This is a genomic window from Rhodoferax sp. GW821-FHT02C08, assembly GCF_059421805.1.
On record NZ_JBWKVR010000004.1, the window covers coordinates 114,052 to 137,858 of the forward strand.

25 protein-coding genes are annotated in these 23,807 nt (G+C 59.4%); 18 read left to right on the top strand and 7 right to left on the bottom strand.

Features of this window, described 5'->3' with window-relative positions:
* Window positions 1-31 precede the first annotated feature (31 nt).
* Window positions 32-1,696 (top strand): NAD+ synthase, encoded by a 1,665-nt coding sequence (locus tag AC07VY_RS06260; RefSeq protein WP_495096834.1) that lies wholly within the window; start codon window positions 32-34, stop codon window positions 1,694-1,696.
* A 26-nt stretch (window positions 1,697-1,722) separates the two neighbouring features.
* Window positions 1,723-2,061 carry a P-II family nitrogen regulator gene (locus AC07VY_RS06265; protein WP_495076231.1) on the top strand — a complete coding sequence of 113 codons (339 nt, stop codon included), beginning with the start codon at window positions 1,723-1,725 and terminating at the stop codon, window positions 2,059-2,061.
* A 5-nt stretch (window positions 2,062-2,066) separates the two neighbouring features.
* On the opposite strand, the gene AC07VY_RS06270 is transcribed toward AC07VY_RS06265, so the two are convergent.
* From AC07VY_RS06270 to AC07VY_RS06290, 5 genes are all read right to left on the bottom strand, one after another.
* Complete coding sequence (locus AC07VY_RS06270; protein ID WP_495076230.1) at window positions 2,067-2,474, bottom strand: diacylglycerol kinase; 408 nt, start codon at window positions 2,472-2,474, stop codon at window positions 2,067-2,069.
* Between the two features lie 47 nt (window positions 2,475-2,521).
* Window positions 2,522-3,040: an RDD family protein gene (locus AC07VY_RS06275; protein WP_495096833.1), complete on the bottom strand. Its 519-nt coding sequence runs from the start codon at window positions 3,038-3,040 to the stop codon at window positions 2,522-2,524.
* A complete protein-coding gene (locus AC07VY_RS06280; RefSeq protein WP_495096832.1) occupies window positions 3,037-3,642 on the bottom strand; it encodes a DUF3106 domain-containing protein in 606 nt (201 codons plus the stop codon). The genes AC07VY_RS06275 and AC07VY_RS06280 overlap by 4 nt, the downstream gene beginning before the upstream one ends.
* 112 nt (window positions 3,643-3,754) lie before the next feature.
* Window positions 3,755-4,195, bottom strand: coding sequence for a DUF3619 family protein (locus AC07VY_RS06285; protein ID WP_495076227.1), 441 nt, complete (start codon window positions 4,193-4,195; stop codon window positions 3,755-3,757).
* Entirely contained in the window at window positions 4,192-4,752 is a 561-nt protein-coding gene (locus AC07VY_RS06290; RefSeq protein WP_495076226.1) for an RNA polymerase sigma factor, read from the bottom strand. Before AC07VY_RS06290 ends, AC07VY_RS06285 begins: the two co-directional genes overlap by 4 nt.
* A 299-nt stretch (window positions 4,753-5,051) precedes the next feature.
* Here AC07VY_RS06290 and AC07VY_RS06295 point away from each other — a divergent pair, with 299 nt between their 5' ends.
* From AC07VY_RS06295 to ilvC, 3 genes are all read left to right on the top strand, one after another.
* A complete protein-coding gene (locus AC07VY_RS06295; RefSeq protein WP_495096831.1) occupies window positions 5,052-6,848 on the top strand; it encodes an acetolactate synthase 3 catalytic subunit in 1,797 nt (598 codons plus the stop codon).
* Window positions 6,849-7,002: 154 nt separating this feature from the next.
* Complete coding sequence (ilvN, locus tag AC07VY_RS06300; protein ID WP_295960339.1) at window positions 7,003-7,494, top strand: acetolactate synthase small subunit; 492 nt, start codon at window positions 7,003-7,005, stop codon at window positions 7,492-7,494.
* Window positions 7,495-7,624: 130 nt separating this feature from the next.
* Window positions 7,625-8,641, top strand: a complete 1,017-nt coding sequence (gene ilvC / locus AC07VY_RS06305) for a ketol-acid reductoisomerase (protein WP_495076224.1) — start codon at window positions 7,625-7,627, stop codon at window positions 8,639-8,641.
* Window positions 8,642-8,737: 96 nt separating this feature from the next.
* Here ilvC and AC07VY_RS06310 read toward each other — a convergent pair whose 3' ends face one another.
* Complete coding sequence (locus AC07VY_RS06310) at window positions 8,738-9,493, bottom strand: PP2C family protein-serine/threonine phosphatase (protein WP_495076223.1); 756 nt, start codon at window positions 9,491-9,493, stop codon at window positions 8,738-8,740.
* A gap of 130 nt (window positions 9,494-9,623) precedes the next feature.
* Here AC07VY_RS06310 and AC07VY_RS06315 point away from each other — a divergent pair, with 130 nt between their 5' ends.
* Both AC07VY_RS06315 and yoaA read left to right on the top strand, forming a co-directional pair.
* Window positions 9,624-9,827: a YdcH family protein gene (locus tag AC07VY_RS06315; protein ID WP_495076222.1), complete on the top strand. Its 204-nt coding sequence runs from the start codon at window positions 9,624-9,626 to the stop codon at window positions 9,825-9,827.
* Window positions 9,827-11,836 (top strand): DNA repair helicase YoaA, encoded by a 2,010-nt coding sequence (gene yoaA, locus AC07VY_RS06320; protein WP_495096830.1) that lies wholly within the window; start codon window positions 9,827-9,829, stop codon window positions 11,834-11,836. The genes AC07VY_RS06315 and yoaA overlap by 1 nt, the downstream gene beginning before the upstream one ends.
* On the opposite strand, the gene AC07VY_RS06325 is transcribed toward yoaA, so the two are convergent.
* Entirely contained in the window at window positions 11,799-12,605 is an 807-nt protein-coding gene (locus AC07VY_RS06325) for an outer membrane protein assembly factor BamD (protein WP_495076220.1), read from the bottom strand. The genes yoaA and AC07VY_RS06325 overlap by 38 nt on opposite strands.
* An 86-nt stretch (window positions 12,606-12,691) precedes the next feature.
* Here AC07VY_RS06325 and AC07VY_RS06330 point away from each other — a divergent pair, with 86 nt between their 5' ends.
* The 11 genes from AC07VY_RS06330 (at window position 12,692) to bamB (ending at window position 23,789) form a co-directional block, all read left to right on the top strand.
* The gene (locus AC07VY_RS06330; protein ID WP_495096916.1) at window positions 12,692-13,633 is read left to right on the top strand and encodes an RluA family pseudouridine synthase; all 942 of its coding nucleotides are present in this window, start codon (window positions 12,692-12,694) and stop codon (window positions 13,631-13,633) included.
* 135 nt (window positions 13,634-13,768) lie between these two features.
* A complete protein-coding gene (gene scpB, locus AC07VY_RS06335; RefSeq protein WP_495096829.1) occupies window positions 13,769-14,458 on the top strand; it encodes an SMC-Scp complex subunit ScpB in 690 nt (229 codons plus the stop codon).
* Window positions 14,451-15,791 (top strand): pseudouridine synthase, encoded by a 1,341-nt coding sequence (locus AC07VY_RS06340; RefSeq protein WP_495096828.1) that lies wholly within the window; start codon window positions 14,451-14,453, stop codon window positions 15,789-15,791. The genes scpB and AC07VY_RS06340 overlap by 8 nt, the downstream gene beginning before the upstream one ends.
* A gap of 128 nt (window positions 15,792-15,919) precedes the next feature.
* Window positions 15,920-16,345 (top strand): nucleoside-diphosphate kinase, encoded by a 426-nt coding sequence (gene ndk, locus AC07VY_RS06345; protein WP_490593745.1) that lies wholly within the window; start codon window positions 15,920-15,922, stop codon window positions 16,343-16,345.
* 76 nt (window positions 16,346-16,421) lie between these two features.
* A complete protein-coding gene (gene rlmN / locus AC07VY_RS06350) occupies window positions 16,422-17,570 on the top strand; it encodes a dual-specificity RNA methyltransferase RlmN (protein ID WP_495096827.1) in 1,149 nt (382 codons plus the stop codon).
* Window positions 17,571-17,573: 3 nt separating this feature from the next.
* Entirely contained in the window at window positions 17,574-18,407 is an 834-nt protein-coding gene (gene pilW, locus AC07VY_RS06355; protein WP_495096826.1) for a type IV pilus biogenesis/stability protein PilW, read from the top strand.
* The gene (locus AC07VY_RS06360) at window positions 18,400-19,308 is read left to right on the top strand and encodes a helix-turn-helix domain-containing protein (protein WP_495096825.1); all 909 of its coding nucleotides are present in this window, start codon (window positions 18,400-18,402) and stop codon (window positions 19,306-19,308) included. The genes pilW and AC07VY_RS06360 overlap by 8 nt, the downstream gene beginning before the upstream one ends.
* Complete coding sequence (gene ispG / locus AC07VY_RS06365) at window positions 19,308-20,573, top strand: flavodoxin-dependent (E)-4-hydroxy-3-methylbut-2-enyl-diphosphate synthase (protein WP_495096824.1); 1,266 nt, start codon at window positions 19,308-19,310, stop codon at window positions 20,571-20,573. Before AC07VY_RS06360 ends, ispG begins: the two co-directional genes overlap by 1 nt.
* A gap of 78 nt (window positions 20,574-20,651) precedes the next feature.
* Entirely contained in the window at window positions 20,652-21,941 is a 1,290-nt protein-coding gene (hisS, locus tag AC07VY_RS06370) for a histidine--tRNA ligase (RefSeq protein WP_495096823.1), read from the top strand.
* Window positions 21,942-21,954: 13 nt separating this feature from the next.
* The gene (locus AC07VY_RS06375; protein WP_495096822.1) at window positions 21,955-22,653 is read left to right on the top strand and encodes a YfgM family protein; all 699 of its coding nucleotides are present in this window, start codon (window positions 21,955-21,957) and stop codon (window positions 22,651-22,653) included.
* 8 nt (window positions 22,654-22,661) lie between these two features.
* The gene (gene bamB / locus AC07VY_RS06380; protein WP_495096915.1) at window positions 22,662-23,789 is read left to right on the top strand and encodes an outer membrane protein assembly factor BamB; all 1,128 of its coding nucleotides are present in this window, start codon (window positions 22,662-22,664) and stop codon (window positions 23,787-23,789) included.
* Window positions 23,790-23,807 lie beyond the last annotated feature (18 nt).

The following is a 23,807-nucleotide window of genomic DNA, read 5'->3' on the forward strand; positions in this document are numbered from 1 at the left end:
GCCTGCTGCTGCCACCGTCTTTTTTGTTTCCATGACTCTCAAACTCTGTGTTGCCCAGCTCAATTTTGTCGTCGGCGACCTGGCCGGCAACGCGCAAAAGATCGTCGATGCAGCACGCACCGCCTATGCCGAAGGAGCGCGGCTGGTGTTGACGCCGGAACTCTCGATTTGCGGCTATGCCGCCGAAGACCTTTTCCTGCGTCCGGCCTTCACCGCTGCCTGTGATGATGCCGTGAAAACAGTGGCCCGCGAGCTGGCCGGGTTAAAAGACCTGGTGGTGGTAGTCGGCCACCCCAGCGGCGGCGATGATCGCACCAAATCCGTGGCGGTGCAGCGCCGCTTCAATGCGGCCAGCGTGCTGCGTGAAGGCCAGGTGCTGGCTACCTATGCCAAGCGCGAGCTGCCGAACTACCAGGTGTTCGACGAACGCCGCTATTTCACGCCTGGGCATGGCGTCTGCGTGTTCGAGGTAGAGGGCGTGAAGGTTGGCCTGTTGATCTGTGAGGACGCCTGGTTCGACGAGCCTGCCGCGCTGGCCAAGCAGGCTGGCGCCGAGCTGCTGGCCGTCATCAACGCCTCGCCGTTCCATGTGGGCAAGGGCGGCGAGCGGGTGCTGCGCATGGCCGACCGGGCGCGCGCCGCTGGCCTGCCGCTGATTTACGCACACATCGTGGGCGGACAGGACGAGGTGGTGTTCGACGGCAATTCCTTCTGCGTGGATGCCGACGGCACACTCAGCGGCCACGCCCCGGCATTCAAGGAAAATCTGTTCTACGTGCAGGCAGTACCTGCGCAGGCAGCTATCAAATTGGAAGCGAGCATAGTGCCCGAGCGTAGCCTACAGGCCGACTTGTGGGACGCGTTGGTGCTGGGTCTGCGCGACTATGTGGGCAAAAACCGTTTCCCCGGCGTGCTGCTGGGGCTGTCGGGTGGTATCGATTCGGCCCTGGTGCTGGCCATTGCGGTGGACGCGTTGGGCAAGGAGCGGGTGCGCACGGTGATGATGCCGTCGCCCTATACCGCCGATATTTCCTGGATCGACGCGCGCGACATGGCGTCGCGCCTGGGTGTGCAGTACGATGAAATCTCCATCCTGCCCGAGTTTGAGGCCTTCAAAGCCTCGCTGGCGCCGCATTTTGTGGGCCGAGCCGAAGACACGACCGAGGAAAACATCCAGGCGCGTATCCGCGGCACACTGTTGATGGCCATGAGCAACAAGTTCGGCAGCATTGTGGTCACCACCGGCAACAAGAGTGAAATGGCCACCGGCTACTGCACCCTGTACGGCGATATGGCTGGCGGCTTTGCTGTCATCAAGGACGTGGCTAAAACCCTGGTGTTCGCCCTGGCGCGTTGGCGCAATGCCAATGACCCTTATGGCACCGGTAGCAACCCGATCCCGGAGCGCATCATCACCCGCCCACCCAGCGCCGAGCTGCGTGCCGACCAGACCGACCAGGACAGTCTGCCTCCCTACGAGGTGCTGGACGCGATTCTGGAGCGTTATATGGAGAACGACCAAAGCCTGGAGGCCATCATCGCCGCCGGCTTTGAGCGCGCCGATGTGGAGCGCGTAACCCGGCTCATCAAGATCAATGAATACAAACGCCGACAATCTCCAGTGGGAATTCGCGTGACCCACCGTAGCTTTGGTAAGGATTGGCGCTATCCTATTACCAGCAGCTTCCGGGCTTAACTTTTCCACTCTATAGCGAGAAAACCATGAAACAAATTACCGCCGTTCTGAAACCGTTCAAGCTCGAAGAAGTCCGTGAAGCCCTGGCTGAATGTGGCGTGACCGGCCTGACGGTGACCGAGGTCAAGGGTTTTGGTCGCCAAAAAGGCCATACCGAGCTCTACCGTGGCGCCGAGTACGTGGTGGACTTTCTGCCCAAGGTAAAGGTCGAGGTGGTGGTCAAGTCCGATGACGTGGACCGCTGCGTGGATGCCATCGTGCGTGCAGCTCGCACCGGCAAAATCGGTGATGGCAAGATTTTTATTACCAGCGTGGAGCGCGTGGTGCGCATCCGTACCGGCGAACAGGACGAAGCCGCGGTCTAAACCATTTAGATCCAGGCTGTAAAGCGCTGGACCAGCGCCATGCCCCAAATGGCAATGGTCATCAGCAGGCTCAGCAGCACGGCCGCGCTGCCCATATCCTTGGCGCGTTTGGACAGCGAATGCCATTCCGGCCCGATACGGTCGATGGCGGTTTCAATTCCCGTATTCAGCAGTTCCACCACCATCACCATGACGATGGAGCCTGCCAGCAACGAAAACTCCACCCAGCTATGGGCCAGCCATACGGCCACAGGAATCAGCACCATGGCGGCGATGGCTTCTTGGCGAAAAGCGGTTTCATGCCAGCCTGCGCGTAAACCGGCGAGTGAATAGCCTGCGGCGTGCCAGATACGGCTTAGGCCGGTGCGGGATTTTTGGGGGTTGGCTTCGGAGTGCATGGGGGAAGAGGACATGGCCTGATTGTCGCCGAGCCAAGGCACCATAAGTGCCTTAACGACCCTTAACGACTTAAGGGCGGTGAGGCAACCAGGCGAGTGCCCGCCAGCGCATCGTGCCAGAACTGACGCTGCGGATGGAAGCGGCTCAAAACTGCCCAAACTGCAATCCAGCCGAAGAGCACCCACACTTTTTCCTGCACCGAAACTTCGAACGGCGCCAGTGCCGCCAGAGGTGGCAAGAACCACAGCCAGCTGGACAGGTAACGCATAAATGCCCTGCGTTGCGTGATGCCAACACCGTTTTTGTCGACGACCCGCATATGCCAGGTTTTCATGGCCAGGGTTTGTCCTTTGGACCAGAACCAGGTGAAGTAGATGCCGAATATGACAAACAAGAAGGCTTGCAAGGCGCCTCGATTGTCCATGGCGTTGCGGGTTTGGCTGAGTGTGCTGAACAAGTAGCCAGCTATGAACACCACGCCGAACATCAGCATGCCCTCGTACAGCCAGGAGGCCATGCGCCGGCGCAAGCTGGGCGCCGTGAGTGTGTCGCCACCCAGCACGGAGGCAGGGGGCGTCATTGGGCCGTTGTTTTGGCGGGAGTGGATCCGGCCGGGTTACCCAGTTCTACGCGCTGTAAAGCCAGGGGGAGCAGGGTTTTGGGATCGATTTGGTGCGCTTCCGTCACGATGCTGGGGTTTTTGATGACGTCTTTGCGCGCGGCTGGAACCACCACCAGTTTTTGCGGCGAAATAGGCCGTACCGCGGTGGCTGCACCGGGTAACTTGGTGGGTGCTTGTTTGGCCAGCTGGTGTTTTTCTTCGGCCGACAGCGTTTGGTAGGCCTCCCATTTGGCCTTTTTCTCGGAGGGCGTCAGACGTTTGGCTTCGGCGAAATTCAGGCGAGCGCGACTGCGTTCGGCCACACTCAGTGAGCCCCAGTCCAGCATGCGTTCATGCAGATTGGCCCGCTCAGTGTCATTCATTTTTCCGTAATTGGCAGACAAGGCCAGCCATTTGCGCTTCTGGGGCTCGCTGATATCGTTCCAGTGCATGGCCAGGGGCTTGAGAGCCTCTTGCTGGGCGGGCGTCAACTCCTTCCACAGCGGTCGCAGTTCGGTCTTTGCCGTGACCGCCAGGGGAATGGAGGCTGGGCCATTGGAAATAGCGGCGACTTGCGCCATTGCGGGCGCAGATATGGCCCAACCCGCCAGACACAGGCTTGCCACAGCTGCATAAGCTTGCAGCGAAAGAAATTGACCGTTGCTCGAAAGGAACATCCGTATCTGGTCCGGGTTATTGGGTGGTGTCTCGGCTGGTTTTGAGGAACTCTACAAATCCAGGGTCGGTGTAAGCCGCGGTCGGCAGGTCGTCCGTTAGCAAGGCGGAGTCCACTTCGGCCAATTCGTCAGTGCGATTGTCGTTTTGCACAACGTAAATGGTCAGCATGCCAACGACCAGCGCAAAAATCGGGACAGCAGAGGCAAGTCGGCTCCACCAGCCTGGGTTTTCGTTGCCCATACTCAGTGTTGCGCTGCCGCCTTGGCCCAGCACCACGGTGGCCGTACGGATGGACGGCGCCACCTTGCGTTTGGCCAGGGCCTGCATGCGAGCCACGCGCAGGCGCTCGGAAATATCGTGCGGCAGTTCGCTACTGCCTTCAGAGAGGCGCGCCGTGAGCTTGAGTGCATAACGGTCTTCCGCAGAAAGCGTGCGGGGTGCTAGCAGCTGTGTCATAAAAATATTCCTCGTGCCTTGAGTGCTTTGCTGAGCGATTGGACCGCGCGGGAGCAATGGGTTTTGACACTGCCTTCCGAGCAGCCCATGGCGCTGGCGGTTTCCGCAACATCCATTTCCTCCCAGTAACGCATGAGGAACGCTTCTCGTTGACGTGCTGGGAGTTCTTGTACCTGCGCATCGATTTCACGCAAAACTTGTGCCCGGCGGGTGGAGTCTTCCGCGCTTTCCGTTTGTTCGGAGCTATCGGAGAGCTCAAAGGTTTCCAGTAGATCGAACTCGCCGTCGCCAGACTCGAAATCGCTCATGTTGGAGAACAGTGTGTTTCTGGTTTTTTGGCGGCGAAACCAGTCCAGGGTGCAGTTGGACAGAATCCGTTGAAACAGCATGGGCAGTTCTTCTGCCGGCTTGTCGCCGTAGTGTTCGGCCAACTTCATCATGCTGTCTTGCACGATGTCCAGCGCAGATTCTTCATTGCGCACGTGGTACAGCGAGCGCTTGAACGCCCGTTTTTCGACGCCTTTGAGGAAATCAGAGAGTTCGCGTTCGGTAGCCAAGAAGATCGGGTCTGAAGGACGTTTGGTAAAGGCGGTGGACTCTCAGTGGGGAAATATGCACCGAGAAAGGGCTTGTCGGGCGAGATTATGGCATTGGGATCGCATTTTCTTGGACTGTTATGGATTTTGTGCGTTGCACAGTGACATAATCCAAGGCGCAAGTAAAACGCAAACGGATCATGGTTCGGTGGTGCAAGCAGCCCACCCATGGCTTTGGTCTTAAGTTTCAACACGTCTCCAAAAGAGTTCGTGAAGAAGCACCCAAGGTATTTCGTTAGAGAAATTCACAAAGGTTCATCATGGAAATGTCAAAAGCCGAAATCACTTCGGCGGCCGCAGCGTCTAGCGCCGCACAAAATACCCCGCGTACTACCGCCCAAGAGCTCATGGGCGCTGAGGTTCTGGTGAAATGTCTCCAGGCCGAGAACGTTAAGCACATCTGGGGCTACCCCGGCGGCGCCGTTCTGTACATCTACGACGCGTTCTACAAACAAGACACTATCCAGCACGTGCTGGTGCGCCACGAGCAGGCCGCCGTGCACGCTGCCGATGGCTATGCGCGTGCTACTGGTGATGTGGGTGTGGCGCTGGTCACCTCCGGCCCCGGCCTGACGAATGCAGTGACCGGTATCGCCACGGCGTACATGGACAGCATTCCCATGGTGATCATCAGCGGCCAGGTGCCTACGCACGCCATCGGCCTGGATGCGTTCCAGGAATGCGACACCGTCGGCATCACCCGTCCCATCGTTAAGCACAACTTCCTGGTCAAGGACGTGCGCGATCTGGCGGAGACCATGAAGAAGGCCTTCCACATCGCTCGTACCGGTCGCCCCGGACCGGTGGTGGTGGACATACCGAAAGACGTGTCTTTCAAGAAGACGCCTTACCACGGCTACCCCGAAACCGTCGCCATGCGCTCGTACAACCCGGTGCGCAAAGGCCATGGCGGCCAGATTCGCAAGGCCTTGCAGCTGCTGTTGGCGGCCAAGCGTCCGTATATCTATACCGGCGGCGGCGTGCTGCTGAGCAATGCTTCGCAAGAGCTGCGCACCCTGGTGGACATGCTGGGCTATCCCTGCACAAACACCTTGATGGGCCTGGGTGCCTACCCGGCCAGCGACAAGAAATTCCTGGGCATGCTGGGCATGCACGGCACCATCGAAGCCAATAACGCTATGCAGCATTGCGACGTGTTGCTGGCTGTTGGCGCCCGGTTTGACGACCGCGTGATCGGCAACACCAAGCATTTCGCCCAGAACGAACGCAAGATCATCCACATCGACATCGACCCGTCGAGCATCTCCAAGCGCGTCAAGGTCGATGTACCCATCGTCGGCGACGTGAAGGAAGTGCTGACCGAGTTGATCGCCATGATCAAGGAAGCCGGCACCAAGCCCGACGCCGATGCCTTGGGCAGCTGGTGGAGCACCATCGAAGGCTGGCGCAGCCGCAACTGTCTGAAGTACAGCATGGGCTCCAGCGACGTGATCAAGCCCCAGTACGTGGTCGAAACCCTGTGGAACATGACCAAGGATGCCGACACCTACATCACCTCCGATGTGGGCCAGCACCAGATGTGGGCTGCGCAGTACTACCGCTTTGACGAACCGCGCCGCTGGATCAATTCCGGTGGCCTGGGCACCATGGGCGTGGGCATTCCCTACGCCATGGGTGTCAAGCTGGCCAAGCCCGACAGCGAAGTGTTCTGTATCACCGGCGAAGGCTCGGTGCAGATGTGTATCCAGGAACTGTCGACCTGCCTGCAGTACAACACGCCGATCAAGATCTGCTCGCTGAACAATCGCTACCTGGGCATGGTGCGCCAGTGGCAAGAGGTGGAGTATTCCGGCCGCTACAGCAGCAGCTACATGGATGCCTTGCCGGACTTCGTGAAGCTGGCCGAGGCCTATGGCCACGTCGGCATGCTGATCGAGCGCCCGGAAGATGTGGAGCCCGCCTTGCGCGAAGCCCGCAAACTGAAGGACCGTACGGTGTTCATGGACTTCCGTACCGACCCCACCGAGAACGTGTTCCCGATGGTGCAGGCCGGCAAGGGCATCACCGAAATGCTGCTGGGCAGCGAGGATCTGTAACCAGACCTTTGAGAAAAATCGGGCTCTGGCGCAGGTACTGCCTGCGCTTGCAGCTATCAATTCGATAGTATTAACTTTCTGACGAATCTATTGCTTGCCGAGCCCGCACATTACCGTGTGCGGGGGAGGGCAGCGAAAAGAGGAATCTAGTCTTATGAAACACATCATTGCTGTCTTGCTGGAAAACGAACCCGGTGCGCTGTCGCGCGTGGTCGGCCTGTTTTCCGCCCGTGGTTACAACATCGAGTCGCTGACGGTCGCTCCGACCGAAGACGCCACCTTGTCGCGCATGACCATCCAGACTTCGGGCTCGGACGACGTGATCGAACAGATCACCAAGCACCTGAACCGCCTGATCGAAGTCGTCAAAGTGGTCGACCTGACCGAAGGCGCTTACACCGAGCGTGAACTGATGATGGTCAAGGTGCGGGCCGTCGGCAAGGAGCGCGAAGAAATGAAGCGCATGGCCGACATCTTCCGCGGCCGCATCATCGATGTGACCGAGAAGAGCTACACCATCGAACTCACCGGCGACCAGGGCAAGAACGACGCTTTCCTGGAAGCACTGGACAGCGGCGCGATCCTGGAAACCGTGCGTACCGGCGCCAGCGGTATCGGCCGTGGTGAACGCATTCTGCGGGTTTAGTTTTGAGTCGTCCGTACGCGCGTTTCGACGGGCTCAACGCGAACGGACTATTTTTGGCGATTGCGGTAAACGTTCGCCCTGAGCCTGTCGATGGGCATTTCGCCAAACCTTTAATTTTTGAAAGCAGAACATGAAAGTTTTTTACGACAAAGACTGTGACCTCAGCCTGATCAAGGGCAAGACGGTCGCCATCATTGGTTACGGCAGTCAAGGCCATGCGCATGCGCAAAACCTGAACGACAGCGGCGTCAAGGTCGTGGTCGGTCTGCGCAAGGGCGGCGCTTCCTGGGACAAGGTTGGCAAGGCCGGCCTGAACGTGCTGGAAGTCAACGACGCGGTCAAGGCCGCTGATGTGGTCATGATCCTGTTGCCTGACGAGGACATCGCTTCCGTCTACAAGAACAACGTCGAACCCAACATCAAGCAAGGCGCTTCGCTGGCCTTCGCCCACGGCTTCAACGTGCATTACAACCAAGTCGTGCCACGTGCTGACCTGGACGTGTGGATGGTCGCCCCCAAGGCCCCTGGCCACACCGTGCGCAATACCTACACCCAGGGTGGCGGCGTGCCCCACCTGGTGGCCGTGCATCAGGACAAGACCGGCAAGGCCCGTGATCTGGCCCTGTCGTACGCGATGGCCAATGGTGGCGGCAAGGCCGGCATCATCGAAACCAACTTCAAGGAAGAAACCGAGACCGACCTGTTCGGCGAACAAGCCGTGCTGTGCGGCGGCGCTGTCGAACTGATCAAGATGGGTTACGAGACCCTGGTCGAAGCCGGCTACGCTCCTGAAATGGCCTACTTCGAGTGCTTGCACGAACTGAAGCTGATCGTGGACCTGATCTACGAAGGCGGCATTTCCAACATGAACTACTCGATCTCGAACAACGCCGAATACGGCGAGTACGTGACCGGCCCCGAAGTGATCAACGCCGAATCCCGCGAAGCCATGCGCAACGCCCTGAAGCGCATCCAGACCGGCGAATACGCCAAGATGTTCATTCTGGAAGGCCGTACCGGCTACCCCAGCATGACCGCTCGTCGCCGTCTGACGGCTGAGCATTCGATCGAAAAGGTCGGTACCCAGTTGCGCGCCATGATGCCTTGGATTGCCAAGAACAAGCTGGTTGATCAAACCCGCAACTAATTTTCCTGCGTGCGGCTGCTACAGCGGCACGCGGTGAGAATGGCAAAGAGCCCGCCAACCTTCAGGTTGGCGGGCTCTTTGTGTATGGAGGCGCGCTTACAGTGTGGAGATGTGCACCAAAACCAGGGAAAGATTGTCGCCCGTGCCTCGGGCGCGCTTACGCGCTTGCTCTATCAGGATTGCGCTGGCCTCGCGCGGCGGCAGGCTGGACAAGATGCTGCCCAATTCATTGTCTGTAAAGTAGTGCCAAAGACCGTCGCTGCAGGCCAGTAGCGTATCGCCAGGTTGCAACTGCAGCTGCAGGTGCTCGTCTACAGGCGGGTCGGCCTCTGTGCCCAGGCAGCCCAGCAGGATGTTGGCGTTGGGGTGTGTATTGGCTTCTTCGGGGGTGATTTCGCCACGCTCCACCAGGTTCTGCACAAAGGAATGGTCTAGCGTGCGCTTGACGAGTTGCTCCTTGTGGAAGTGGTAAATGCGAGAGTCGCCGGTATGCGCCCAGTGGCACTGGCCTTGTGGGGTAATCAAAAACAAGGCGGCGGTGCTGTGTGGCTCTTCCTCGGCAGAAATGGCGGTCAGCTTGATGACCAGGTGGGCCTCCGCAATGATGTTTTTTAGTAGGTTGCGCGGGTCGTCGTTATAGGGATCAAAGCGTTCGAAGAGTTGGCGGGCGGTCATCATGACCTGGTCGGATGCCTTGCGACCACCGCTTCGGCCACCCATGCCATCGGCTACCGCGGCCAATACACAGCCGTGCACGCGGGCATGGCTGAGCAGTAGGAGCTGGTCTTGTTGGTATTCGCGATCGCCTTTGTGAAGGCCCGTCGAAGCGGTAATCCGAAAACCTGGGGACATATATGAAATGCTTAGTTCTATGGTTGGCGCAGGGAGCGGGTCCGCACATAATGTGTGGATAAACTTTACTTGTCCGTATTATCCAGCCAAGCTGGAATGCGTCTGGCTCTTCTTGTTCTAGATCGTCGCCTTGAATCCCAACCTCCACTCCCCTGAACGCCAACTGATCGAATTGCGCATGGAACACGCCGATTTAGACGCCAGCATTGACCACTTGGTTGAGCATAAACCACTGGATGAATTGATGCTGCAAAGGCTGAAAAAGCGCCGCTTGGCCCTGCGGGACAAAATTGCGCGCTTGGAAATGTCACTTGATCCCAAAGAGCCAGCTTGATGGGCCTGGGTCAGCGGGTTCAAGAGGTCTTTGCGTCTGACGGGGTTCTGGCGCGCACCACCAGTAATTACAAGCTCCGTCTTGGCCAATTGGATATGGCTTTAAGTGTGGCCAAGACCATTGAAGAGGGCGGGGTATTGGTGGCCGAAGCCGGGACCGGCGTAGGCAAAACTTTTGCGTATCTGGTGCCGGCGTTGCTGAGCGGGGAGCGTATCCTGCTGTCTACAGCAACCAAGAATTTGCAAGACCAATTGTTTGCACGTGACCTGCCATTCTTGGCCCGTGTTTTGGGTCTGCCTTTGCGCATTGCTTTGCTAAAAGGGCGTGGCAGCTATTTGTGCCTGCAGCGCCTGGAGCAGGCTCGTTTTGATTTCCATCCGGTGGACCGCTCTGAATTGCAGAACTTGGCCGATATTGAACGCTGGTCCCTTGTGACCCGCAGCGGAGATATGGCTGAACTTGACGCTTTGGACGAGCGTTCAACCTTACTGCCGAGGGTGACATCAACACGTGAGAATTGTCTAGGCTCCCAGTGTCCCAGGGTTCGCGATTGCCATGTCAATCTGGCCCGTCGAGAGGCGTTAGCGGCGGATGTGGTGGTGGTGAACCACCATGTTTTTTTTGCCGATCTTGCTGTACGAGAGAGCGGGATGGCCGAATTGTTGCCTACTACGCGGGTAACAATTTTTGACGAAGCACATCAGCTGAACGAAACCGGAGTTCAGTTTTTGGGCACCCATTGCACAACCGGGCAGTTGCTGGATTTTGCCCGAGACCTGCTTGCCACAGGCTTGCAGCAGGCGCGGGGCCTGGTGGATTGGCAGCAAACAGTTTTTGCAGTGGAGCGCGCCGCGCGTGAGCTGCGGCTGGTGGTGGGGAAGGTCGGCCCGAACACGCGCTTGCGCTGGACGGGTCTGGCGCCAGAAGGTTTGCAGGAGGACGTTTGGCGTGAGGCCATGGCGGACATGGTTGAAGCTTTGCAGCAAGCGGCGATGGCTTTGGATATGGTGAGTGAGCTGGCTCCTGACTTTGTGCGACTGCATGAGCGGGCTATGGCGCTGCGCGACGTGATTTTGCAGTTTTCGCGGGAAAACCCTTTACAGGGTGTGCGCTGGCTGGAGGTGGGCATGCATCTGCGCCTGACAGAGTCTCCTTTGGATATTGCGTCGGCTGTCAAAGCAAGACTTTTCGGGGCGGATGTTGCGGACACCGGAAAATCCTGGGTATTTACGTCAGCGACCTTGGGCGATGATGCGCAATTGAGCTGGTTTACCGAACGCTGTGGACTCCATGGTGCAAGCTGTGTTCGCGTGGCGAGTCCATTTGACTATGCTGAGCAGGCTGGCTTTTATGTTCCACGCCATTTGCCCAAACCTGGCGAGTCATCACACAGCGCCCAGGTGGCGCTCTTTGCGGCAGACGCCGCGCGCAGTTTGGGTGGGCGCACCATGGTTTTGACTACGTCTCTCCGTGCCTTGCAGGTGATAGGTGATGCGTTGCAGGTGGCGTTTGCCGGCGATCTGGCGCTAGAGGTGTTGGTGCAAGGGCACAAGCCTAAGCGCCGCTTGATCGAGCGCTTCCGCCAAGGGGCATCCAACGGCCAGCCAGGCTGTGTGTTGGTGGCTTCGGCATCATTTTGGGAGGGGGTTGATATTCCTGGCGACGTGCTACAGCTCGTCATCATCGATAAGCTGCCGTTTCCGCCGCCCAACGATCCGGTGGTAGAGGCGCGAGCTCAGCGAATTGAATCAGAGGGGAGAAATCCCTTTATGGAATATTTCGTGCCAGAGGCCGTCATTGCATTGAAGCAGGGCGCCGGGCGCTTGATTCGCCACGAAACAGACCGAGGCTTGCTAGTGGTTTGTGATGTGCGTCTTGTCAGTATGGGCTATGGCAAGCGTCTGCGAGCCGCATTGCCGCCCATGCGGATCTTGAAAACGGAAGCCGAATTTCAGACGGCCTTACAGGCGCTTACCAAATCTTCCACCACGGAGAATCCTTGGCCTTGAAGCCTTGGCTCACGTATTCACTTTTTGGGTAGTTTTGCGCCAGTATGCGTTGCGTGTCATCGCGCAGCTGCGTCATGCCCAGAGCTTCGTATGACTTGACCATGATGTACAAGGCCTCTTCACGTGCAGGGGCATTCTGGTAGTCCACCAGGGCGGACTGGGCGCGGTTGATGGCTGCTACATAGGCTCCGCGGCTGTAGTAATAGCGCGCAACATGCACTTCGTATTGGGCCAGCGAGTTGACGATATAGACCATGCGCTGCAGGGCGTCGGGCGTAAAGCGAGACTCGGGGAAGCGGGTGCTCAGTTCCTTGAATGACTCAAAGGATTCCTTGGCTGCTTTCTGGTCGCGTTCGGACAGATCTTGCCGGGTCACGAAGGAGAATAGTCCTAGGTCTTCGTTGAAATTGACAATGCCTTTGAGATATAGCGCATAGTCCAGTGCAGGGCTGGCGGGATGCAGCTTGAGGAATCGGTCCAGGGTGGCCAGGGCTTGCGCCTTGTCGCCTGATTTGTAGTATGCGTAAGCTTTTTCTAGCTGAGCCTGCTGTGCCAACGGCGTGCCTGCGGCGCGGCCTTCCAGCTTTTCAAACAAGCCAATGGCCTTGTCATAGGCGCCGGAGTTGAGCTCATCCTTGGCTTCGGAGTAAATCTTGTTGGGGCTCCATCCCACCGTTTTATCTTCGGTCACGGTGGAGCAGGCAGATAGGCCGAAAGCCAGAACGACGGCCAGCAGGCCAGGGAACACCGATAATCTAGAGCGCAACATCACTGGCCACTTTCTTGAAACTAAGCGATTTGATTATATCGACCGACCTTGCTGCTGACGGCTCGGCAGAAAACCTTCCGGATCCTCTGGAGGTGGAGTCAGAGCAGCGCGCATTACATATTGCCGAAGCTTTGCATGGGCAGAGGCTGGACCGCGCTTTGGTAGAGCTGGTGCCGGAGTTTTCGCGCAGTTATCTGCAGCAATTGATAGAGGCGGGGGCGGTGACTCTGAATGGCCGGCCTGCACTAAAGCCTGCGGCCAAAGTAAAGGCCGGGGATGCAGGTGTTATTGAGTTGCGCCCCACACAGCAAAGCCAGGCTTTCAAGCCTGAGCCCATGCCGTTGGATGTGGTTTTTGAAGACGCTTTTTTGCGCGTAATCAATAAACCTGCTGGCTTGGTGGTGCATCCGGCTCCGGGAAACTGGAGCGGAACTTTACTCAACGGACTGTTGGCGCGCGATGTGCAAGCCCAGATGCTGCCGCGGGCGGGCATCGTTCATCGGCTGGATAAAGACACCAGTGGTTTGATGGTCGTGGCCAGAAGTCGGGCCACCATGGATGCACTGGTGGCCATGATCGCGTCCCGAGACGTGAGCCGCCAGTATCTGGCTTTGGTGCACAAGGCCTGGACTGGCCCCGCAAACCGTAGTTTGGACGCATCTATTGGGCGTGATCCGCGCAATCGCCTGCGCATGGCTGTAGTTGATTTGGCCTTGCATGCGGGTAAAACTGCCAGGACCGATGTGGCTCTGCTGGAGAATTGCGACCAAGGCTGCCTGGTTCGCTGCACCTTGCATACGGGCCGCACCCATCAGATTCGGGTGCATATGGCTGCTGCTGGGCACCCTCTGGTGGCGGATGCTGTGTATGGCGGCATCGCTGCTGCCGGAATGGCCCGCCAGGCATTGCATGCGACCCAGCTCTCATTCGTCCATCCGATGACGGGGGAGGCTTTGCGATTCCATGCGCCACTGCCGCAGGATATGCGCCTTGCCTTGGTTGACTGGGGTCTCAGTTACAATGGCTAAAAGCGTTTGATGCTCGGGCTTGGGTCCTGACGCTATCAGTTTTTTGACGACACCCCAGCGGGTCGCGTGTACCGTGAGCTCCGCGCTGTCGATTTTGCGTCCTTGAATGGCGTTTTCCCCGGAATAGTTACATACATGAATACGGCAGAGGCCAAGCGCGTCCTCGAGGCTGCACTGATTTGTTCGCAGCAGCCTTTGCCTGTGCGCGATATGCGTGTCCTGTTTGACGATGCTCTTAGTGCAGACACTGTGAAGTCCCTGCTGCAGGATTTGCAAAGTGAATGGTCACAACGCAGCGTGGAGCTGGTCAATGTGGCGAGCGGCTGGCGTTTTCAAAGTCGCCCTGAGATGCGTGAGTACTTGGATCGTTTGCATCCCGAAAAACCGCCACGTTATTCGCGAGCGACATTGGAGACCTTGGCCATCATTGCCTATCGTCAGCCGGCTACCCGAGGGGACATGGAGGAGATCCGTGGTGTCACCATCAGTGCGATGATCATCAAGCAACTGGAAGACCGTGGCTGGATTGAGGTCATTGGTCACCGTGAGACGGTGGGGCGTCCCGCATTGTTTGCAACCACGCGCCAGTTTTTGGACGATTTGGGCCTAGCCTCCCTGGACCAGCTGCCTTTGGCGGATGACCCTGTGCAAAGTGCCGAGTTGCTGGCCTCTTTGACGCAAGCTGAAGACTTTGCGCAAGCGGCATTGCCGATTGATAACCCCGCTGTGGATGTTTCCCCAGCTTCGCTGGAGCCCTCCGAGCCTCCTTTTGCTCCCCTCACCGCCAGCGGTGATTCTCCGATAACAAGTTCGCCCCATGCATAACACTCCTGTTGACCCCGCGCCGCTTACGCCTCCTGCTACGGAAGATCTGCCCGTGGGTGCCGAAGCCAGCTCTCGGCCCGCGCCGGCACCGTCGGATGACGCTGAAAATCGTTTTCTGGATGTGGTATCGGGTCAGTTTGATGCCGATGAAGAAAGTGCCGACATTCCACCGCTGAAACGTGTGCTGGCGCCTCTTGCGGAGAGCCCGAAGCTGCACAAGGTATTGGCCCAGGCTGGTATGGGCTCACGCCTGGAGATGGAGCAGCTGATTCTGGAGGGGCGCATTTCGGTTAACAACGAACCTGCCCATATTGGTCAGCGCGTCCAATACGGGGATTCGGTCAAGGTCAATGGCAAACCGGTGCGTTTTCGCATTGAACCGCCTCCGGCTCGGGTGATTGCGTACCACAAGCCGGTAGGCGAGGTGGTGACTAATGACGACCCGCAAAATCGTCCTACCGTGTTCCGTAAATTGCCGAAATTGTTCCAGGGTAAGTGGCAGTCAGTGGGGCGGCTGGACCTGAATACCGAAGGTCTGTTGCTATTCACCAGTTCGGGCGAGCTGGCAAACCAGTTGATGCACCCACGTTTTGGGCTGGAGCGCGAATACGCGGTGCGCGTGCTGGGCGCCCTGAGCAAGGAAGAAAAGCAGCGCCTGCTCGATGGCGTCAAGCTGGATGACGGTATGGCTTCGTTTGGCAGCATCGAAGATGGTGGTGGTGAAGGTTCCAATTGCTGGTACCGTGTGACCATTTCCGAAGGCCGTAACCGTGAGGTTCGCCGCATGCTGGAGGCCGTGGGCCATGCGGTCAGCCGGTTGATTCGCATTCGCTACGGTGCCATGTTGTTGCCCCGCGGCCTCAAGCGCGGCGGTTGGATGGAGCTCGACGATCGCGATATCCAGGCCTTGGTGCATGCGGCCAACAAGGCGCCCGCGAGTGAGTTCGATGAGGTGCCGCGCCAGGCACGTGCCCCTAGCCGCCGCCCACCCAATCCTGCCGATGTCCGTAGTGCCCCGAACCGCACACGGGGTGGTCGCAACACGGGAGGACGAGGCCCCCGTCCATCGGGTGTCAACCCACCTGTAGGCCCGAATCCATTGGTGACCAACCAGATTGGCGGCAAAGGCCGTGGTCAAGGTCGTAAGGATATGGCGGACCGGACTCCTGGTGGTGGTCAGCCAGATCCGATGAAGACCGCTTTTGGCTACATCGGTGCCGATAGTTTTACCCGGCAGCGCAAAGAACCGAACCAGGGTGGGCCACGACGCAGTGGAGGCTCTGGTGGCGGCGGTAACGGCGGGCCGCGCCGCAGTGGTGGCCGTAACCGCTAATTGTGGATGAGAGTAAGGCAATTGCTCGCACCACTACAACCTATTCATAAAGTGGGCATGCCGGCGGGTTAAACTCGCAGGCTTTGCTTTGTTGGCAAAATTTCAAAAAACCTAAGTTCAGGAAAATCATGGCTATCGAACGTACCCTCTCCATCATCAAGCCCGACGCAGTCGCCAAGAACGTGATCGGTCAAATCTATGCACGCTTTGAAGCAGCTGGCCTCAAGGTTGTGGCAGCCCGCATGGCGCACCTGTCGCGCGGCGAAGCCGAAGCGTTCTACGCTGTGCATAAAGCCCGTCCTTTCTTCAAGGATCTGGTGGACTTCATGATTTCCGGTCCTGTGATGATCCAGGCCCTGGAAGGCGAAAACGCCATTCTGAAGAACCGTGACCTGATGGGTGCAACGGACCCCAAGAAGGCTGATGCCGGCACCATCCGTGCTGACTTCGCTGACAGCATCGACGCCAATGCCGTGCATGGTTCTGACGCTGCTGAAACCGCCAAGGAAGAAATCGCTTTCTTCTTCGCTGGCCTGAACGTGTACTCCCGCTAACTATGTGCACCCTCATGCTTCGCTGCCTCTGCAAGAGGGCATCGCTGGTGGGGGTGAGCCCTGAGCGGCGCCTGAAATGACGACCAATCTGCTCGAGTTTGATCTCGACGGCTTGGCCGCATTTTGTGAGCGGCTCGGGGAAAAGCGTTTTCGCGCGACACAGTTGTTCCGCTGGATACACCAGCGTGGAGCCACAGAGTTTGACCAGATGAGTGATCTGGCCAAGTCCTTGCGCGGCAAATTGGCCGGCAGCGCACATGTGCAGGGCTTGCCTGTGATTAGCCAGCATGCATCCACTGATGGCACCATCAAATGGTTGTTTGATGTGGGTGAGGGCAATGCCGTTGAGGCAGTATTTATCCCCGAGAGCGATCGTGGCACGCTGTGCATTTCATCCCAGGCCGGTTGCGCTGTGGGCTGCCGGTTTTGCTCCACAGGGCACCAAGGGTTCAGTCGTAATCTGACCACCGGTGAAATCGTGGCCCAGCTATGGTTTGCTGAGCACTTCCTGCGCAAACACCTCAAAACCGAAGATCGCGTCATCTCCAACGTCGTCATGATGGGGATGGGTGAGCCTTTACAGAATTACAACGCCTTGGTGCCAGCTTTGCGGGTGATGCTGGACGACCATGGTTATGGTTTGTCGCGTCGCCGGGTGACGGTTTCTACTTCTGGTGTGGTGCCCATGATTGACCGCCTGGCGCAGGATTGCCCTGTTGCCCTGGCAGTGTCGTTGCATGCGCCGAACAATCCCCTGCGTGACAACCTGGTTCCGTTGAACCGTAAGTACCCCTTGGCCGAGCTGATGGAGTCGTGCAACCGCTATTTGGAGCATGCGCCACGGGACTTCATCACCTTTGAATACTGCATGCTGGATGGCGTCAATGACCAGCCCGAGCATGCCCAGGAGCTGATCGCACTGGTGCAGCAATACCGCCGCCCCGGCGTGTGGTGTAAGTTCAATCTGATTCCCTTCAACCCCTTCCCAGCGTCTGGCCTGTTGCGTTCGCCCCTGGCCCGTGTGACGGCATTTGGCAAACTGTTGAGTGACGCCGGTATCGTGACAACGGTGCGTAAGACCCGGGGTGACGATATCGATGCTGCCTGTGGTCAGCTGGCCGGTGATGTCAAGGACCGCACCCAGGTGGTGAAACGCATGGCCCAGCAACGTATGGTGATGATGGCGCAGGTGCCGCCAGTGGTTGAATCGTCCAAAGGGGTCTGAGGAATGCAAAAAAAACTGTGGGGTAACAGCCTATTGGGGCTGTTGGCTGGATGTGCCATGGTGCTGTGGCTGGCCGGGTGCGGCGCGCCTGGACATGTGACGCCTGCGGTCGCCGCCAATCCAGGCCCCCAGACTGACATCGTGACGGCGTCAGATGAACCAGAGGCTCGCAAGCATGCACGTACCCGCCTGCAATTGGCGATCGGCTATTTCGAGCAAGGCCAAACTACGGTGGCACTGGACGAGCTGAAGCAGGCCCTGGTGATTGACCCCTCGTTCTCTGATGCTTTCAATCTGCGCGGCCTGATTTACATGCGCTTGAACGATTTGCGTCTGGCGGAAGACAGTTTCCGCCGGGCTCTTGCCTTGAACCCGCGTGAGCCCAACACCATGCACAACTATGGCTGGTTGATGTGTCAGCAAGGCCGATACGCGGAATCCGTGCAGATGTTCGAACAGGCCTTGGCCAACCCCATCTATAGTGCGCGCGCCAAAACACTGATGACGGAAGGTCTTTGCCAGCAGCGCGCCAATTTGTTGCCCGAGGCTGAGCGCAGTCTGTCTCGTTCCTATGAGCTGGATCCTGGCAACCCCATCACCGGCTACAACCTTGCGACTTTGTTGTACCAACGTGGCGAATGGACACGTGCCCAGTTCTATATCCGCAGAATCAATAATTCCGAGCTTGCGAATTCCGAGTCCTTGTGGCTTGGCATCAAGGTGGAGCGCCGCATGGAGAACCGTGAGGCAATGATGCAGCTGGTGGATCAGCTGCGAAAGCGTTATGCACAATCCCGCGAGCTGGCGGCGTATGAGAGAGGGGCATTTGATGAATGAGTCAGTGGTGCCTGCGGCACCCGTTGCGGTGGAGTCTGAAACCCTGGCCCAGGGTGAGCCTTCGGCTGTGCGGGCCGGGCAGCTCTTGCGGCAGGGACGTGAGGCTGTGGGCCTGCATGTGGCAGCCTTGGCGGTGTCGCTCAAGGTGCCGGTGGGTAAGCTGGAGGCCCTGGAGGCCGGCCGCTTGGATGCCTTGCCTGACGTCATGTTTGCGCGAGCCTTGGCCGCCAGCGTATGCCGTAGTCTCAAGATCGACGCTGCACCGGTGCTGGCCCATTTTCCCCAGGGAGCTGCCTCGCGCCTGGGCGCGGCAGACTCGGCGATCAATGCGCCTTTCAGGCAGCCGCATGCGGGGCCACGTTTCGGCCTGAAAGGGCAAATGCCCAGCCCTTCCGTCGTGGCCGTTGCGCTGTTGTTGATTGCGGCTTTGGCTGTCTTCTTGTGGCCGAAAAGCAAGGAAGAGGCGTCGGAGGTGTCCCAAGGTGTGGATACTTCTACGGTTATTGCTACGCAGGCTCCTGTTTCAGAACCCACGGTTGAGCCTGCGCCGGCGGCTTCTGCTGTGCTGCCAACTCCGGTCGCGGTGGCGCCTGTTGCCGCGCCTATGGCCTCGGCGCCCGTGGTGGCTGCTGCTGCCAGTGCTCCGCTCACTGCTGCCAGCGCACCCTCCATCATGGTTATGACGGCTACGGGGGAATCCTGGGTGAAGGTCACCGATGCCAAGGGCGTAGTGGCTTTTAGCCGTACGCTGAATGCGGGCGAGGTCGTCCAGCCATCAGGTACCCCGCCGTTCAATATGGTGGTGGGGCGTGTGGATGCCGTGCAATTGCAAGTACGTGGCCACGCTTTTGACATGACGCCTTTTGCCAAAGACCATGTTGCCCGATTCGAGGTGAAGTAATGGACTTCCTGACGCCTGTAGAGGCTGCCGCGCCGCGCGCGCGCAATAGCTACCAAGCCCATGTGCGCTGGGGCTCCCGCGATGTCACGGTGGGCGGCAACGCCCCCGTGCGCATCCAGTCCATGACGAACACCGACACGGTGGACGCCATCGGCACCGCCATCCAGGTGAAAGAGCTGGCCCTGGCCGGCTCGGAGATGGTGCGCATCACCGTCAACACCCCTGAAGCCGCCCAGGCCGTGCCCTATATCCGCGAACAGCTGGACCGTATGGGCATTGACGTGCCGCTGGTCGGCGACTTCCATTACAACGGCCACCGCCTGCTGACCGAGTTCCCGGCCTGCGCCGAGGCCCTGTCCAAATACCGTATTAACCCTGGCAACGTGGGCAAGGGCGACAAGCGGGATCGCCAGTTCGGCCAGATGATTGAAGCTGCGGTGCGCTGGAACAAGGCCGTGCGTATTGGGGTCAATTGGGGTAGCCTGGACCAGGAACTGCTGGCCGGCCTGATGGACGAAAACAGCCGCCGCACTGTGCCCTGGGACGCCAAACCGGTGATGTACCAGGCGCTGATCACCTCGGCCGTGGAATCAGCCAAGTTGGCCGAATCCATGGGCTTGGCGCCCGAGCAAATCATTCTGTCCTGCAAGGTCAGCGGCGTGCAGGACCTGATCTCGGTCTACCGCGCGCTGTCGCAGCGCTGCCGCTATGCGCTGCACCTGGGCCTGACCGAAGCCGGCATGGGCACCAAGGGCACAGTGGCTTCCAGCGCCGCTCTGGCCGTGTTGCTGCAAGAAGGCATTGGCGACACCATCCGCGTCTCGCTGACGCCGCAGCCCGGCGAGGCCCGTACCCAAGAAGTCGTGGTCGCGTCGGAAATCTTGCAAGCCCTGGGCTTGCGCAGCTTTGTGCCCAGCGTCACCGCCTGCCCCGGCTGCGGTCGCACCACCAGCACGACATTCCAGGAACTGACCAAGCAGATCGACGACTTTCTGCGCGCGCAGATGCCAGTTTGGCGCAAGCAGTACCCGGGTGTGGAGGCCATGAAAGTGGCCGTGATGGGCTGCATCGTCAACGGCCCGGGTGAAAGCAAGCACGCCGACATCGGTATCAGTCTGCCCGGCACCGGCGAAGCGCCGGCTGCGCCCGTGTACATCGACGGTGAAAAAAACGTGACCCTGCGCGGTGAGAATATCGCCCAGGAGTTCCAGGCCATCGTCGAGAACTACATCGAAAAACGCTTTGGCACCCACGCGGCGGCATAGCAGAAATTTATATAAAAAATGCCTCTAGCGCAGGAGATACCTGCGCTGGGAGCTATACATTTAATAGCATCTGATTCCATGGCTGACAAACTGACTGCCGTCAAAGGCATGAACGACATACTGCCCCCCGATTCCGCGCGCTGGGAGTGGCTGGAGGACAAGGTCCGCACGTTGATGGCGCGCTCGGCCTACCGCATGATCCGCACGCCTATCGTCGAGCCCACCGCCTTGTTTGTGCGCGGCACGGGCGAGACCACCGACATCGTCGAGAAGGAGATGTATTCTTTCGAAGACCGGCTGAACGGCGAGCAGCTGACCCTGCGCCCCGAAAACACGCCCGGCGTGGTGCGCGCGGCCATCCAGCACAACCTGACCTATGACGGCGGCAAGCGCCTGTATTACATGGGTCCGATGTTCCGCCACGAGCGGCCCCAGCGCGGCCGCTACCGCCAGTTCTACCAGCTGGGCGTGGAGGCCCTGGGCTTTTCCGGCCCCGAGGTCGACGCCGAGATCATGCTGCTGGCCAGCGAGCTGTTTGCCAACCTGGGCCTGCGCAATGTGCGCGTCGAGCTGAACAGCCTGGGCGTGCCGGCCGAGCGCCAGGCGCACCGCGCCGCGCTGATCGCCTATTTCGAGCAGCACCGCGACTTGTTGGACACCGATGCCCAGCGCCGTCTGCTGACCAATCCGCTGCGCATTCTGGACACCAAGAACCCGGCCATGCAGGCCATGGTGCAGGACGCGCCGCAGCTGCTCAGCTACCTGGGCGAGGCCTCGCTCAAGCATCTGGATACAGTGCAGACCCTGCTGACCAGCTGTGGCGTGCAGTGGACCGTGAATCCGCGCCTGGTGCGTGGCCTGGACTACTACAGCCACACGGTGTTCGAATTCATCACCGACGAGCTGGGCGCCCAGGGCACCTTGTGCGGCGGTGGCCGCTATGACGGCCTGTTCGAGCTGTTGGGCGGCAAGCCCACGCCGGCCGTCGGCTGGGGCATGGGCATTGAGCGCGTGCTGGAGTTGATCAAGGAGCAGGGCGCCGAGTTGCCTGCGCAAGCGGCCGACGCTTATGCGGTCGTGCCTGATATCGCCGCCTTGCCGGTCGCCATGCAAACCTTGCAGACCCTGCGCCGCGCCGGTGTGCAGGTGCAAATGCACGCCGGAGCCGGCGAGGGCATGGGCAGCATGAAGTCGCAGCTGAAGAAGGCCGACGGCAGCGGAGCCCGGTTTGCCCTGATTTTTGGAGCCGACGAGCTGGCGCAAAACCTGGTGACGGTCAAATCCCTGCGCGACGGCAGCGGAGTGCAAACCACCCAGTCCCTGGCCGATGTGGCCACCTGGGCACCGACCCTACAATCGAACGCTTGACTCTTAGAACCTTATGGCAAACCACCTCGACCTTGAAGAACAAGAACAGCTTGACGAGCTCAAAGCTTTCTGGAACCGTTTTGGCAATTTGATCACCTGGTCCTTGATTGTGGTGCTGGCCGCATTCGCCGGCTGGAACGGCTACCAATACTGGCAGCGCAGCCAGGCAGCTCAGGCGGCCGCCCTGTACGACGAGGTGGACCGCGCATCCAAAGCCGGTGACGTGGCCATGGTGGAACGCGCTTTTTCCGACATGAAGGACAAGTTCGGTCGTACGGCATTCGCCCAGCAGGCCGGCCTGCTGGCTGCCAAGAGCCTGTATGAAAAGAGCAAGCCAGATGAAGCCAAGGCGGCCCTGACCTGGGTGGCCGAGCAGTCTTCTGACGAGGGCTACCAGGCCATCGCCCATTTGCGTCTTGCCAGCGTGCTGCTGGAAGCCAAGAGCTACGACGATGCTTTGAAGCAGTTGTCGGGCAGCTTCCCCAAGGATTTTGAACCGCTGGTCGCCGACCGCAGGGGCGATATCTACCTGGTGCAAGACAAGAAGACTGATGCCATCGCCCAGTACCAGATCGCCTACAAAGGCCTGGACGAACAAGACCAGTACCGCCGTCTGGTAGAGGTCAAGCTCAACAGCCTGGGCGTGGACCCGCGTCCTGCAGTCCCCGTGGTCACGTCTGCAGGCCCTGTCTCTGTGGAAGTCAAAAAATAATGAAAAATATGCCTTTTGTGCAGATATTTCGTGTGCCGGTCGCTATTGTTTTGGTAGCGGCGCTGGCGGCCTGCTCCAGCACCCCCGAAAAACCCAAGCCCGTAGATTTGCCCGCCAACGTGGCCTTGCTGGGCGTTCGTACTGCCTGGAACGTGAGACTGGGTGAGGCGGGATTCCCAATGTCCGTCAACGTCTCGGGTGGGACGGTGACCCTGGCGGGTGCCGATGGCGCGGTGTCGGCGCTGGACGCGAAAAGCGGCCAATCGCTGTGGCGTGTGGCTGTAGGCGGTCCCTTGTCTGCCGGCGTGGGCAGCGACGGCACATTGACGGCCGTGGTCACGCGTGACAACCAGGTAGTCGGCCTGCAGGCCGGTCGCGTGTTGTGGCGCCAGCGCCTGGCAGCCCAGACCCTGACCGCGCCGCTGGTGGCCGGCGGGCGAGTGTTCGTGTTGGCTGCTGACCGTTCCGTCAATGCCTTTGATGGCGCCACGGGCCGCAAATTGTGGAACCAGCAACGCACCGGCGAGGCCTTGGTGCTGAGCCAGTCAGGCGTGCTGATGGCCGTGGGCGATACCTTGGTCGCCGGCATGTCCGGCCGCCTCGTGGGCCTGAACCCGAACAATGGCAGTACCCGTTGGGAGGCGCCGATCGCTTCGCCGCGCGGCACCAATGATGTTGAGCGGTTGGTGGACTTGGTGGGTGGTGTCAGCCGGATGGGCGGTGTGGTATGTGCTCGGGCCTTCCAGGCTGCGGTGGGCTGTGTGGATGCGTCGCGCGGCAGCTTGCTGTGGACCAAGCCAGATGTGGGCTCCATTGGCGTGCATGGCGATGACCGTTTTGTCTATGGCTCCGAAGACGATGGCAACATCGTGGCCTGGCGTCGTACTGATGGTGAACGCGCCTGGGTTTCCGAGCGTTTGCGTTACCGTAACCTGTCGGCGCCGCTGGCAGTGGGCCGCTCGCTGGTGGTGGGCGATGGTACAGGTCTGGTACATTTCGTCTCCCGCGAAGACGGTTCTCTCTTGAACCGCTTGCCCACCGATGGCTCGCCCATCGTGACTCCCCCCGTATTGGCGGGCAACACCGTTGTCGTTGTGACCCGCAGCGGCGGTGTTTTTGGCTTTCAGCCTGAATAATTAATTTGCGTCAGCCGA